Here is a 13,371-nt window from a genome sequence, read left to right on the forward strand (position 1 = left end):
AAACGCCGGGAGCCGCCCAAACGCCGCCCACGTCTCTCTTTCTTCTCGATTTCATAACCAACTTGTCAAAGATCACGCCAAACCAAATCAGCGCCGGACAACCAACCAAACCCCAAAAGGCCAAGCCAATCCCGATATGTCTCAGGAAAACACCGCCCGCCGCCTGCCTTGGCAGGTCGTCAGCATGACGCTTTCACCGAAAAACAAAAACCTGAAGGCGCGAATGCAACCCAGCCCCCTATTTGATAAGAGACCAGATTGTTTTCAGACTTGAATGAGACGGTGAACCGTTCGGCTTCCGTCTCCCTCAACCCGTCCGGCGCCTTCGCCGTCGTTGTTGAGCGCTTTATAGGGGCAGTCGGAGCGACCCGTCAACAGCGAATTTGGCTTTCATGCATTTTTTCTCGAAAAAGCCCGCGATCGCCTGCCCTGCGGGGCGCTGCGCGCCCTCGTGCCCCTATCGGCGCCGCGAGGACGGCTCAGGCCTTCGCGCCGTGCGAAAAAATGTCCTCATCGTTCCACCCGGCGAGATCGAGCCTGACGCGGGTCGGCAAGAAACGGAAGCATTCGCGGGCGACGTCCATGCGGTCCTCGCGCTCGAGCCGCTTGTAGAGGGCGCCCATAATGTCGTGCAGATAGAGAACGTCGGAGGCCGCATAGTCGAGTTGCGCCGGGGTGAGGATGTCGGCGGCCCAGTCGGAAGACTGCTGCTGCTTCGACAGGTCGACGCCCACCAGCTCGCGCGCGAGATCCTTCAGGCCGTGGCGATCCGTATAGGTTCGCGTCAGGCGCGAGGCGATCTTGGTACAGAAGATGCCGTCCGTCATCGCACCGAACGCGTGATAGAGGGCGGCGACGTCGAAGCGCGCATAATGGAAGATCTTCGTCCTGGACGCGTCCTTGAGAAGCGCCGCGATGTTGGGGGCCTCGCGCTGGCCCTTGGCCACCTGCACGATATCGGCGGTTCCGTCCCCCGGCGAGAGCTGGATGACGCAGAGCCGGTCCCGCAGGGTGTTGAGGCCGAGTGTCTCGGTGTCGATCGCAACGGGACCGGTGTACCGGTCGAGATTGGGAAGATCGCCCTTGTGAACGCGAATGGTCATCGATGTTATGTCTTTCAATGGCTGGCTTGTCGTTCCCTCCTTAGCTCGATTGGCCGGGAGCGACAAACAGGCACCGTGGCGAGGGCGGGACTGGAGGACACACCCGCCCGCCACCGTCCGCGCTGCGCCAGTTTCGGCTTTTTCTCCGGCGCAAAACACGTTAGCCGGTAAACCGAACGATCCTACCTACCCGAACGCGAAAGAAGGCCCCGGCTCGCCGTGTCGCAGATCCGTGAAAGTCAATGATGGCATGACCCAGTCGCAGATCGACTATGCGAGGCAGATCGGCAGACGCCTCGTTTTCGTATTCCCAGGTTTCGAACCGCTTCTGCCCGAGGCGCAGGTCGCGCGCTTCCGCAGGGCCGCCGAGCGTTCCGCGGCCGTGTTCGGCTCGCGCGTCGCGTTCACGCCGGTCGAGCGGACCGACGCATGTCCATCCGATCGCGCGGCATCGCCCTATGTCGAGCTCGATGCCTGCCTGACGGGCGAGATGTCCGGATCGGTCGTGAAGACCCGGCTCGTCTTCTGCGTCTGGGACGATCTTATCGCCGATTATGCATCGAAACCGCTGCCGCGACGCGTCTGCGACGGGTTCGCCGCGCTTTTCAGCTTCGTTTTCGACGGCACGTTCCTGCGCTATTGCCGAACGTCCTTTCGCTACGGCGCCTTCTTTCTCTTCCCCATCCTCGTGCCGGCCGCGATCCTCGCCTTCGGCATTCTCCTCGCGCTGACGCTCGGCGCCTTGTTCACCGGTCCGACCACATGGCTCGCCGGCGTGCTGATCGGTTCGGCCGCCGCGGCGATCCTCCTCTATCTGGCGAACCGGCGCTGGTTCCTCCTGACCGCACTCGACGACTGGTCGCTCGCACGCGACCTCTGCAACCGCACCAACCCCGCCATCGACCGCCGCATCGACGCGTTCGCCGACATCCTCAGGTCGCGGACAGAGGCAAGCGAGGCGGACGAAATCGTCGTCGCCGGTCACAGTCTGGGCGTCAGCCTGGCGGTGCCGGCGCTCGCGAAGGCCTACGGGGCAGGTCTCGCCCCCGGCATGCCCCTGCATCTCCTGACCGTCGGATCGAGCCTGATGAAGACCGCGCTTCACCCCAACGCCGGATGGCAGCGCGACGCTGTGCGCCGCCTCGTCGTCGATCACGCGGTTCCCTGGACCGACTGCCAGGCACTCACCGATCCGATCAATTTCTACAAATCCAATCCGGCGCAAACGCTCGGAATCTCGGCGGACCCCCTGCCCCTCGTCTTCAAGATCCGGCTGCGGCGGATGGTGAGCGAGACGACCTACCGGCGGATCAAGCGCGATTTTTTCCGGCTTCACCGCCAGTTCGTCCTGGCCGTCGAGCGGCGTGGGCCCTATTCCTTCCACATGCTCCTGCTCGGCCCCGGTTCCATGAGCGATTTCCGGCGGCACAAGACGCTGGACAGGCCGCCGCTGGTCTCGGACGCACGTCCTCCCGCAGCAGCGACCCATGCCGACCGATCCTTAGAAAAGGCTTCCGAATGACCATTGCGACGGTGGGGACGATTGCCTGGGCGATCATGGTGATATGCTGGTATGTGATCCGATATCCGTTCGAGCGCCGCGCGAAGCGTGCCAGAGTCGAGACCACCCGGCGCGGCGCGGCCGAAACAATGCGGATGCTCGTATCCTTCACCGGTCTCGGCGTTCTGCCCGGCCTGTTCGCCGTGACCGGCTTTCCGGCATTCGCAGATTATTCGCCGTCGACCCTCCAGGTGGCGCTCGGCATGGCGGTGGCGATTCTCGCCCTCGTCCTCTTCCGCCTCACCCACAAGGCGCTCGGCAAGATGTGGTCGGTCTCGCTCGACCTTCGCGAGAAGCACAAGCTCGTGACGAGCGGCATCTACCGCCGCGTGCGCCATCCCATGTACACCGCGTTCTGGTCGATGGCGCTGGCGCAGGCGCTGCTGGTGCCGAATGTCGTCGCCGGGCTTTCGGGCCTTGTCGGCTTCGGAACCCTGTTCTTCCTGCGGGTCGGCCCGGAAGAGAAAATGATGGAATCGGCATTCGGCGAGGACTATCGCCTCTATTGCGAGCGCACCGCGCGGATCATTCCGGGGGTTTACTGAAGCTGGAGCGCCGAAGTGCGACCCTGTTCTTCGAGTTCCCAGACCGCCGACCAGTCGCGCCCGTCCCGGCGGAGCACCATGTAGTTGCGCTCCTCGACATAGATTGTCTTGGCCGACGGCATCCGATGCATCTTGATCTTGCGGCGCGGAAGCGGGCTTTCGCCGAGGCGCGCGAGCATGGTCAGCACCAGCGCATACGCCCTCGGCGGCGAGCGATGCGAGATGCCGGACGATACGAGCTGATGGATCGAGGTCTTGTCCCGAAGGCTCATCTGCCCGCGTGTCGCGAGGTGAATCTCGCCGGACAGAATCGTCACGCGGTTCGGCTTGTGTTCCTGGGCCTCCGCCAGAACCTTGAGAAACCGCTTCCACTCCTTGCGATGGCTGCGGCTCTGCCACTGGTCGCGCAGATCGTCCTCGTAGTCGCGGGCGGGCGGAACATAGTCCGAGACGAATTCGAGCCAGGACAGGCGCGGCCCCATGACGGGAACGCTCGACATCAGAAGGATCCTCGTATCGGCCGGGGCGGTCGACATCGCCGTCTCGAAACCATGCCAGCCCTTCGGACCCATGACGCGGTGGCGGCGGCGCTCGCTGCGAAGATCGGGAACCACCAGTCGGAAGCCCGGAAAATCCAAGCTGTAGGTGAAAGTCTCGCCTGTGGCGTCATGGAAACTGTCCGGCAGAGGCCCCTCCCCCACGCCGATCTGGAAGATGCGGAACATTTCGCGCGCGGCCTCGAAGACACCGCGACCGATGGGACTGTCCAGCACCTCGTCCGCCAGGCTCCCCCAACCGTCGATGATGTCGTGGTCGTCCCACATCATCGCGGCAGGTGCCTCGGCCGAAAGCGCGGCCATCGCCGGCCTGGCATAGGTGATGCAGTAGCGGTTGAAGTAGAAGAAGCGGACCGCGTCCCGGGCGGCCTGCGAGAGCGGCATGACGGCGCCCTCCGCGTCGCTCGCCTCCTCCCATGCGATCACCTCGGGATGGCTCTCCAGCACATCATCGGCATAGATCTGGTCGCCCCCTTCGAGGATCAGGCCGAAGGGATGGTGGCGGTGCTGGCCGGCGAGCCGGTTCCACATCACGTCGCGCTCCTCGAGCGGCCGGTCGAGATCGCCGTTTTCCTCGCCGTTGCAGGACACGTAGGCAATGCGCAGATCCCCGGCGCCGCAGGGCGCGATGCGGAAATCCTTGCCGTCGAGGCTGTAACCGATCGCCTCCCGGGTCGGAACGGAGAACGCGTAGCGCCAGACCTTCGAGCCGAACAGTTCGGTCAGGAGCTCCGGTTCGATCCGCGTCCGGCCGGAAAGGATGAGAGGCACGGCTTCGGCATGTGCGGGGCGGACCAGGATCGCGACGATCGAATGAAACGCGTCGTCCGCGCCCCGCGAGATCAGGATCGGACCGACCGACATGCCAGCCGTTCGTTCGCTGGCGCCTTTGCCGTCAAAAGTCATGTCCCCACCTCGTTTTCCGTCGCACCACGCACGAAACGTGCGGTCCGCACCCGCCGGGACATGATCTAAGGACGGAAACGCTTTTCGCAACGCGTCAGCGCGGCGCAAGGCCTCACGATAACGTGGAGAAACGCGAAATCCCGCCGTGCATCGGCGTCAGTCTTGCGAACCGGACCCGAACAGCGACATGAAGGGATTGCTCTGCCCGCGCGCCTTCGTGCTGTCCAGCGCGATCGCGCTCGTCGGTTCGATTGCCGTTTCGGCAGGCTGGCGAAGCGTTGCGAAATCGAAGCTTTCGCGGCCCGCCTTCACGTCGGCCTGCGTTGCGAGCCTGGCATGGCTGCGCAGATCGCGCCCGATCTTTTCGTAGAACGAATTGCCGCCGGCGATCGCGACGTAATGCATGTTCGGATAGCTGAAGCTGTGCCCTGCCGTATGGAAGAAGCGGGCGGTCCGGACCCCTTCGTGGCGCTCTCCGCGCAGCACCTTCGCCGCGGTCGCCATGGCGAGTTCCCGCCCGCCGGTCATCTCGCGCGTCATCACGCCGGGTGCGAACTGCCGGTTCTGCGCGACGACCGAACAGACATCGTCGGGAAAGGACGCGCTTTCGACGCGGTTCATAACCACGGTGCCGACAGCCAGCATGCCGTCTTCGCTGGAGCGGTTGCTTTCGAAGTACATGGCGCGCGCCATGCATGTCTGCTCCTTGACGTCGACGGAGCCCAGCACCTCCTCGACGACGGGCTTGTCGCTCCGAACGCAGCCGGACATGAGAAGGGCTGCAACGACCGGGAGGCCTGCGCGAGCGGCGGTGTTGATGAATGATCGTGTTTTCATGCCGAAACCGATCGTTTCGGATTTGGGCAGTTTCGCGGCTGGTCGTCCGGAACGGTCAAGCCGCATTGAAACTGTTGCCGAAATGCGTCGGGTCGGATGGGGTTGGCGCCGGGATGCCGGTGCTGCCACAGACCAACGAAAAGCGGCCGGTCTTCACCGGCCGCTCGGCTATGACGGATCGGATCTTTCGATCAGACCCGGCGCTCGACCATCATCTTCTTGATCTCGGCGATCGCCTTCGCCGGGTTCAGGCCTTTCGGACACGACTGGGTGCAGTTCATGATCGTGTGGCATCGATAGAGCTTGAACGGATCTTCGAGAGCGTCGAGGCGCTCGCCCGTCGCCTCGTCACGGGAATCGATCAGCCAGCGATAGGCCTGCAGCAGGACGGCGGGGCCGAGATAGCGCTCGCCGTTCCACCAGTAGGAGGGACAGGAGGTCTGGCAGCAGAAGCAGAGAATACATTCGTAGAGACCGTCGAGCTTCTCGCGGTCGGAATGGCTCTGCAGCCATTCCTTCTGCGGTTCGGGCGATTCGGTCTTGAGCCAGGGTTCGATGGAGCGGAGCTGGGCGTAGGGCACGGTCAGGTCCGGCACGAGATCCTTGACCACCGGCATGTGCGGCAACGGATAGACGGCGACAGTGCCATCGATCTCGTCCATGCCCTTCGTGCAGGCCAGCGTGTTGCTGCCGTCGATGTTCATCGAGCAGGAGCCGCAAATGCCTTCGCGGCACGAGCGGCGCAAGGTCAGGGTCGAATCGACCTTGTTCTTGATCCAAAGGAGTGCGTCGAGAACCATCGGCCCGCAATCGTCGAGATCGACGAAATAGGTGTCCAGACGGGGATTGTCGTCATCGTCCGGCGACCAGCGATAGATCTTGAATTCGCGAATATTGTTCGCGCCCTTGGGACGATCCCACGTCTTGCCCTCGGAGATCGTCGAGTTCTTGGGAAGCGTAAGTTCGACCATGGTCGTTGTGTCCGGTCCTGTTGATCCTTGCACGCAACATAGCGAGTGCGCTGCAAAACGGAAGAGACGAATGCGCGCGCCCCTTCCCTTTCTTCCCCGCATATTGTGGCCGGTTCGATCGAAACACGGACCTTTCAGGAGACCGCGCGCCATTCCGAGCACCGGGCGATGCAGCCGGACCGTCCTGCCGTCCGACCCCGGCGCCGGTCGGGTCCGGGACCGGTGTCGGCCGCGTGGACGCTATCCGTCCTCGGCCAGCCGAAGACCGGAAAACTGCCAGCGGGCTTCCGGCGGGAAGAAGTTGCGATAGGTCGCGCGGACATGGCCCTCGGACGTCGCGCAGGATCCGCCGCGAAGCACGAACTGGCCGCACATGAACTTGCCATTGTATTCGCCCACGGCGCCCGCGGCGGTCTTGAAACGCGGATAGGGAAGGAAGGCGCTCTGCGTCCATTCCCAGCAATCGCCGAACATCTGGCGCGGTCCCGCATCCAAATCCTCTGCGGGCAACGGGCGCAGGCGGCCGGAACTTGCGAAATTGCCGGAGAGCGGCAAGCCCTGCGCGGCGTTTTCCCATTCCGCTTCGGTGGGAAGCCGCTTGCCGGCCCAGGAGGCGAAGGCATCGGCTTCGTAATAGCTGATATGGGTGACGGGCGCAGCCCGATCGATCGGCTGAAACCCGCGCAGCGTCATCGACCAGTAGGTGCCATCGCGCTTTTCCCAATAGAGCGGCATCGTCCAGCCATTGGCCTTGATATCGGCCCAGCCGGCCGAAAGCCAGCGCATCGGATCGCGGTAGGCGCCGGCTTCGATGAAATCGATCCATTCGCCATTGGTCACCAGCCGATCTGCGAGGCGATATGGCTCGAGCAGCGTGCGGTGGCGCGGGCCCTCGCAATCGAAGCCGAACCCCGAACCATCATGGCCGATCTCGACGATGCCGCCCTCGAACGGCAGGAACGTCATCGGGGCCGTTTCGCGTGCCTCGGAAGAGATCGGCTCGGGATCGGTGAACGCCGGCCGCAAGGGGCTCTGCGAAAACAGATGGAGAATGTCGGTCAGCAGCAATTCCTGATGCTGCTGTTCGTGATGGCAGCCGAGTTCGATGAGGTCGGTGAGGTCGCCGTCGAGATCGCTCTCCAGAAGCGTTTCCATCGCGCGATCCACATGGTCGCGGTAGGCCAGAACCTCCGCGAGCGAAGGCCGTGTCACGAAACCGCGCTTGGGCCGGGGCTGCCGCTCGCCGACGCTCTCATAGTAGGAGTTGAAGAGGAAGTTAAAGCTTTCGTCGAACACCTCGTAGCCGGCGGCGACGGGTTTCAGGACCATGGTCTCGAAGAACCAGGTCGTGTGTGCCAGATGCCATTTGGCCGGGCTTGCATCCGGCATCGACTGAACCGTCGCGTCGGCATCCGACAGGTTGGCGGCGAGCTGACGGCTCGCAAGGCGCACGCGCAGGAAACGTTCTCGGGTCGAGCTTACGGCGTCGCTCGACGATGGGCAGGGAAAAACAGCTGTCACGACCGAACCTCGTCATCCACTCGAAGGAAACTCGCGCCGACCGGGGCGGACTGGCCCGGATCGGACCGGACGCCAGGTCCTTGCGGAGGCCATGCGGATCGCATGGACCAGTTCGTGTCGATTTAGGTCCGGCGCGCGGCCGTGCAATGACGATTCCGACCGCCCGGGCGATAAGTCTTCACATCTGCGACATAAGCCGACGATCCCGCGAGCGCCCGACTGGACGCGGTCCCGGTCCCGAAGTCACGGCGCGGCCGGTTGGAATCGGGCCGTATCATGGGTCCGGACGGCACGCTCGCGGGTTCGGACGAGCGGCGTTCTGTCGCGGCAGGGATGCGCTGCCTATGCGCCCTTTCCGTCCCGCTCCCGCTCCCGGATGCGGTTCTGGACGTCGCGCACGTCGCGCGCTTCGATCAGACCGGCCGCCTCGGCCGCGCTGGCGGCTTCGTAGAGGGTCGGCGCCAGCGTCACGGTGATCCCCTGCGCCTTCAGCTGCTCGATGCCTTCGGTGATGTGGGTTTCGAGAATCCCCTTCGTGACGTCGCGAATATGGACCTGCATGACCCGGCCGGGATGCTTGCTTGCGACATCGGCATAGATCCGGCCGTCGTCCTGGCCCGAATCGCCGATCAGGATGAAGGGCAGGTGCGGATAGGCGTCGAACACGCGCTCGATCATGGTCGTCTTGTGATTGTCGTGGCCGCCGGTCAGCCATTTCGTGGCATCGAGGCCGAAATCCTTGAGGAACATCGGTCCGCGCGGAATGTCGTGGATCACCAGGAACCGGTCGAAGAGATCGAAGAGGTTCCATGGACTGGACGAGACGTAGAAGAACGGGTTCGTCTCGGGGCCCATGGCACCGTTGGCCAGCGCCCGGTAGAAATGGGAGACGCCCGGAAACGCGGTTCGCGTTTCGGCGGAATTGGCAACGACCGTGCGCCAGTGCTTCAGGAAGTTGAAGGCGCCGGTCTTCACGATCGTGTCGTCGATGTCCGAAATGACGCCGTATCGCGCCGCGTCGGAAATCGAGCGCACCGGCAGTTCGGCGCCGATCTCCCTGCGCGACGATCCATAGCCCGGCACCTCGCCGAGCTCGATCCGGACATAGTCCCATGGCGCGTCCAGCGTGCCGGGATCGACCGCCAGCTCGATGTCGAAATAACCCTCGCGATCGGTGCGCGCCTCGCCGCTCCGGGCACCGATGCTCCAGAAGATCTGGGCGTCGTTGATCTCGTCGGTCTCGTAGCGCTTGAAGGTGAGCTTGATGTTCTCGAAGAGCGAATGGGTCGGCGGCGCGCTGATCGCGCCGTTCTGCTCGATGACGCGCCCGCGCATCCACATGCCGTCCGCCCCGGCCATGCCGATGAAGGGAAGCAGGATGGGCGTTCCAAGCAGGCCGGTCCGCCGCTTGATCTCGAACCGCGTCCTGTCCCAGTGTCTCTCGACCCAATGAACGGCTTGTCTGAATCTTGTTTCCACCATGGGGACGGACATAGGAGGACCGGCGAAAAACCGTAGCGGAAATCGACAGGATCGGGTCCTTGCGAAGACCGAAGGGGCTCGCGCCCCGCACAGGACGCACCGGGCGCAAGGGCGAAGACTTCTTGCTTTCGCCCTTTTTTTCACCGACACCCATCTTCGACGAACACGGGGGATACGTACACTTGGTCCACGGCAAACCGGCTTTCGGCGACGAACCACCGCTTCTGGTGGATCGGCGGCGCAAGCCCGACCGCAGACAGGTCTCGTTGCGCTGGCTGGCCGGCACGCTGTTGACCGGCGTGACGTCGAGCGCGCTGATGGGCATCGCACTGTCGGCGGCCTTGGAGAACAGCGCCGGCGCCGCCCTTCCCTCCCACATCGCCGATTATCCCCGGAATATTGCAGACGTCGCCGAGAAGGGCGCGCGGGTTTTCGCGACCGCTTTGCCGCTGGCAAGTTCGCATCAGGTGGTCGAGCTGTCGACGCTCGTCAGGGATGGCGACCGTGAGGTCGTCTCGACGCGGCCCTTCGCGCTGGTGAACATGCTCCTCGCCGCGCGCCATCCCACGACGCAGAACTATCCGCGCTTCGACCCGATCAGCATCATGTCGGAAAGCCTTCCGCCCGCCGAGGAGGATGACGAGGACCGGCTTTCGCTGGCAGCCACCCAGATCTACGGCGACCGCATGGAAAGCGGCATCTCGCTCAACATCTCGGAGTTTTCCTTCGACGAAGCGTCCTACGAGGCAGCGCCGGTCCTGACGTCCGAGGAGGCCGAGCAACTGGTGCGCGAGACCATGCCGTCCCTGCGCAACGAACCGATCCAGGTCGCCTCGCTTTCACGCCTCGATCCGTTTCGCTTCGGGTTCAGCGGCGCCAACGAGGAATACGAGCCGGGCTCGGCCTTCCGCATCATCCAGGAGAACGTGTCCTTCGAGCCGTCGGAGCGTTCGAACGCCCATCCCCGCTTCTACGAGGAGATCGTGCCGGTTCGCGAATCCAGGGCGATCGTCGACGCGCTCGAAGGCCTCAGCGAACGCGGCGTCGACAGCAAGGACGCCGGCAAGGCGCTCGCGGACCAGCTGAAGGATCAAATGCTCTCGGCGGGCGACGCCCTCCGGCTCGGCATCGAAAGCGTCGGCGAGACGCGCACGGTCATCCGCCTCTCGGCCTATCGGGGCAAGACCCATCTGGGCACGGTCGCCGAGACGCAGGATGGCGTCTTCGAAGAAGCCTATGCGCCCGAAATGGCCGATTCGGTCGCCGCGATTTTCGACGAGCGCGAGAGCGAGGCGCCGATCAGGGCCGACATGCCGACGATCTACGACGGGCTTTATCAGGCGGGCCTCGCCTACGGCTTCGATCAGGCGATGTGCCAGGAGCTGATCCGCACGCTCGCGAGCGAAGTCGACCTCCAGTCGCGCCTGTCCCCCACCGACCGGCTGTCGGTGTTCTACACGATGGACGAGGTGCGCGAGGGCGAGGGCGAGGGCGCGACGCGGTCCGACATCCTGTCGGTCTCGCTGAAACTGGGCGACATGGAGAAGACCCTCTATCGCTTCAAGCCGGACGGTGCGGACCGTGCCTCCTACTTCGACGCGGAAGGGCGCAGCGCGCGCCAGTTCCTCATCCGCAAGCCGCTGCCGAGGGGGCGTTTCACCTCGGCGTTCTCGACCGGGCGCAAGCATCCGGTGCTCGGCTATGTGCGTCCGCACTGGGGCGTCGACTGGGCGGCCCCGAGCGGCACGCCCATCCTGGCGGCGGCGAACGGAACCGTGATCGAAGAGGGCTGGAAGTCCGGCTACGGCCGCCACACCAAGATCAAGCACGCCAATGGCTATGTGACGTCCTATTCCCACCAGTCGGCCTTCGCGAAGGGCCTTTCGGAAGGCACGACCGTCAAGCAGGGACAGGTGATCGGCTATGTCGGATCGACGGGCCTGTCCACCGGCAACCATCTTCACTACGAGATCGAGGTGAACGGCAAGAAAGTCGATCCCATGCGGATCAAGGTGGGCGCCGAACAGGTTCTGAAGAGCAACGATCTGACGACCTTCACCACCGAGCGCGAGCGGATCGACGCCCTCATCGCCGAACGGTTCGAAGCGCCGCAGATCGCCTCGAAATAGGCTGTTGGGCGCCGATAACGTCATCAAACGGTCACAGGCTTGCAACAACCGAGCCCGGCGCGATCGCCCATGGCGCGGCATCGCTTTCAAATCGCGAACCGTTTGCCTATAGCATCGCTCTCAAATTCGAACGTCCAATAAGAAAAGCGAGACTTCAGTGTCGTCCACATTCGACAAAGTCGCCGACATCATCGCCGAAACGAGCGAGATCGAGCGTGAAACGATCACGCCCGAAAGTCACGTGATCAACGATCTCGGCATCGATTCCCTCGACTTCCTCGACATCGTCTTTGCGATCGACAAGGAATTCGGCATCAAGATTCCACTCGAGAAGTGGACTCAGGAAGTCAACGATGGCGAGGCGGACACGGAGGAATACTTCATCATGAAGAATCTGTGCGCCAAGATCGACGAGCTGCGCGCCGAAAAACCCGCCTGATACCCGATCATGCCGACCGCGGCGCGGCAGCCGCGTTCGGCCTCTCCTCGTTCCCGAAATCCACATATTCGGCTGGAAATCGCATGTCCTCTTCCCCCCGCGACGTACTCGTGACCGGCATCGGCCTCGTCTCCTCGCTCGGAGAGGGAATCGACGTCCATCTCGACAAGCTGTCCGCGCCGTCTCCCAGCCCGTCCGTCGAGCGCGAGGCATACGCGCCCTATTCGGTGCACGCGCTGCCCGAGATCGACTGGTCCGCGCACATTCCCAAGCGCGGCGACCTGAGGCAGATGGACACCTGGCAGAGGCTCGGCGTCTATGCGGCCGGCCTTGCGCTGCAGGATGCGGGCATTCCGTTCGACGAGGGCCTGCGCGCCGAGATCGACATGGTGGTCGCGGCCGGCGGGGGCGAGCGCGACCCGGCCGTGGACGCGCTGGTGATGGAGCGCGCGCGCGCCTCCAACGCGCCGGAGCGCGTCATCAACGAGACCTTGTCGAGCGAGCTGCGTCCGACGCTGTTCCTGGCCCAGCTCTCCAATCTCCTCGCCGGCAACATCTCGATCGTCCAGAAGGTCACGGGGTCCTCCCGCACGTTCATGGGCGAGGAGGCCGCAGGCATTTCCGCCTTCTATTCGACCCGCAGCCGCATCGCCTGCGGCCAGAGCGAGATCGCGCTGGTCGGCGGTTCGTTCTCGGCCGAACGCCGCGACCTGATCCTCAATTTCGATCTGGCCGAACTGATGCTGCGAAACGAATGGTCGCCCGTCCTGTCGCGCCGGACGGGCGCGGACGGGATCGCCATCGGAAGCGTCGGCGCGTTTCTGATCCTCGAATCGCCGGACCATGCCGAACGGCGCGGCGCGAACGTCTACGCAAGGCTCGTCTCGGCGGTCGGCGATCGCGGCAGGCGCGACGACGGGCGGCTGGAGAAGCGCTTTTCCGATCTCCTGCCGGCCGTCGATCCTGCCGATCTCCTGATCCTGTCCGGCGCGAGCGGCCTTGCCGACCATGCGAAGGTCGAGACCGAAGCGCTCGACGCTGCCTATCCGGATGCCGCGCGGATCGCTTACGGTTCCATGCTGGGCCATTCCTTCGAGGCGCACGTTCCCGCAGGCATCGCGCTCGCCGCCGGCGCGCTGTCCAAGCGAACGATGTTCTCGCGGACCGACCTTGCGAACGAGCGCGCGCAGGCCGCGCCCGCCCGGCATGCGCTCGTGACGACGATCGGCCATCTTCATGCCGAAGGCGCCTGCTATCTGGAAGCGGTGTCCTGACCCGGCGTTTAGCGACGCCGCCTTTTGCCTGAGAGAGATCATTCGA

At 64.1% G+C, this 13,371-nt stretch carries 12 protein-coding genes; 6 read left to right on the forward strand and 6 right to left on the reverse strand.

The features are described 5' to 3' along the window. On the forward strand, positions 1-274 hold a 274-nt coding region (locus U0C82_RS12245; protein ID WP_322187448.1), incomplete at its 5' end, for a hypothetical protein. 205 nt (positions 275-479) lie between these two features. Here U0C82_RS12245 and U0C82_RS12250 read toward each other — a convergent pair. Next, on the reverse strand, positions 480-1,103 hold the full coding sequence (locus U0C82_RS12250; RefSeq protein WP_322187450.1) for a ribonuclease D: 624 nt from the start codon (positions 1,101-1,103) through the stop codon (positions 480-482). Between the two features lie 250 nt (positions 1,104-1,353). On the opposite strand from U0C82_RS12250, the gene U0C82_RS12255 reads away from it, so the two are divergent. Further along, on the forward strand, positions 1,354-2,625 hold the full coding sequence (locus U0C82_RS12255) for a hypothetical protein (RefSeq protein ID WP_322187451.1): 1,272 nt from the start codon (positions 1,354-1,356) through the stop codon (positions 2,623-2,625). Continuing rightward, positions 2,622-3,209, forward strand: a complete 588-nt coding sequence (locus U0C82_RS12260) for a protein-S-isoprenylcysteine O-methyltransferase (protein ID WP_322187452.1) — start codon at positions 2,622-2,624, stop codon at positions 3,207-3,209. The genes U0C82_RS12255 and U0C82_RS12260 overlap by 4 nt, the downstream gene beginning before the upstream one ends. Here U0C82_RS12260 and U0C82_RS12265 read toward each other — a convergent pair. The 5 genes from U0C82_RS12265 to U0C82_RS12285 form a co-directional block, all read right to left on the reverse strand. Next, positions 3,203-4,672 carry an alkaline phosphatase D family protein gene (locus tag U0C82_RS12265; RefSeq protein WP_322187453.1) on the reverse strand — a complete coding sequence of 490 codons (1,470 nt, stop codon included), beginning with the start codon at positions 4,670-4,672 and terminating at the stop codon, positions 3,203-3,205. The genes U0C82_RS12260 and U0C82_RS12265 overlap by 7 nt on opposite strands. Before the next feature lie 156 nt (positions 4,673-4,828). Then, positions 4,829-5,509: a cell wall hydrolase gene (locus U0C82_RS12270; RefSeq protein WP_322187454.1), complete on the reverse strand. Its 681-nt coding sequence runs from the start codon at positions 5,507-5,509 to the stop codon at positions 4,829-4,831. 191 nt (positions 5,510-5,700) lie between these two features. Then, entirely contained in the window at positions 5,701-6,480 is a 780-nt protein-coding gene (locus U0C82_RS12275) for a succinate dehydrogenase iron-sulfur subunit (RefSeq protein WP_322187455.1), read from the reverse strand. Between the two features lie 240 nt (positions 6,481-6,720). After that, positions 6,721-8,001 (reverse strand): ergothioneine biosynthesis protein EgtB, encoded by a 1,281-nt coding sequence (gene egtB, locus U0C82_RS12280; protein WP_322187456.1) that lies wholly within the window; start codon positions 7,999-8,001, stop codon positions 6,721-6,723. A gap of 342 nt (positions 8,002-8,343) precedes the next feature. Continuing rightward, positions 8,344-9,483: an App1 family protein gene (locus U0C82_RS12285; RefSeq protein ID WP_322187457.1), complete on the reverse strand. Its 1,140-nt coding sequence runs from the start codon at positions 9,481-9,483 to the stop codon at positions 8,344-8,346. A gap of 182 nt (positions 9,484-9,665) precedes the next feature. Here U0C82_RS12285 and U0C82_RS12290 point away from each other — a divergent pair, with 182 nt between their 5' ends. The 3 genes from U0C82_RS12290 to U0C82_RS12300 all read left to right on the forward strand — a co-directional run bounded on the left by U0C82_RS12290 (position 9,666) and on the right by U0C82_RS12300 (position 13,325). Further along, on the forward strand, positions 9,666-11,612 hold the full coding sequence (locus U0C82_RS12290) for a M23 family metallopeptidase (protein ID WP_322187458.1): 1,947 nt from the start codon (positions 9,666-9,668) through the stop codon (positions 11,610-11,612). Positions 11,613-11,769: 157 nt separating this feature from the next. Beyond that, positions 11,770-12,051: an acyl carrier protein gene (locus tag U0C82_RS12295; protein ID WP_322187459.1), complete on the forward strand. Its 282-nt coding sequence runs from the start codon at positions 11,770-11,772 to the stop codon at positions 12,049-12,051. Between the two features lie 83 nt (positions 12,052-12,134). Continuing rightward, a complete protein-coding gene (locus tag U0C82_RS12300) occupies positions 12,135-13,325 on the forward strand; it encodes a beta-ketoacyl-ACP synthase (protein ID WP_322187460.1) in 1,191 nt (396 codons plus the stop codon). Positions 13,326-13,371: the final 46 nt, after the last annotated feature.

The sequence above is a fragment of the Fulvimarina uroteuthidis genome (genome assembly GCF_034321785.1).
Taxonomy (GTDB): domain Bacteria; phylum Pseudomonadota; class Alphaproteobacteria; order Rhizobiales; family Rhizobiaceae; genus Fulvimarina; species Fulvimarina uroteuthidis.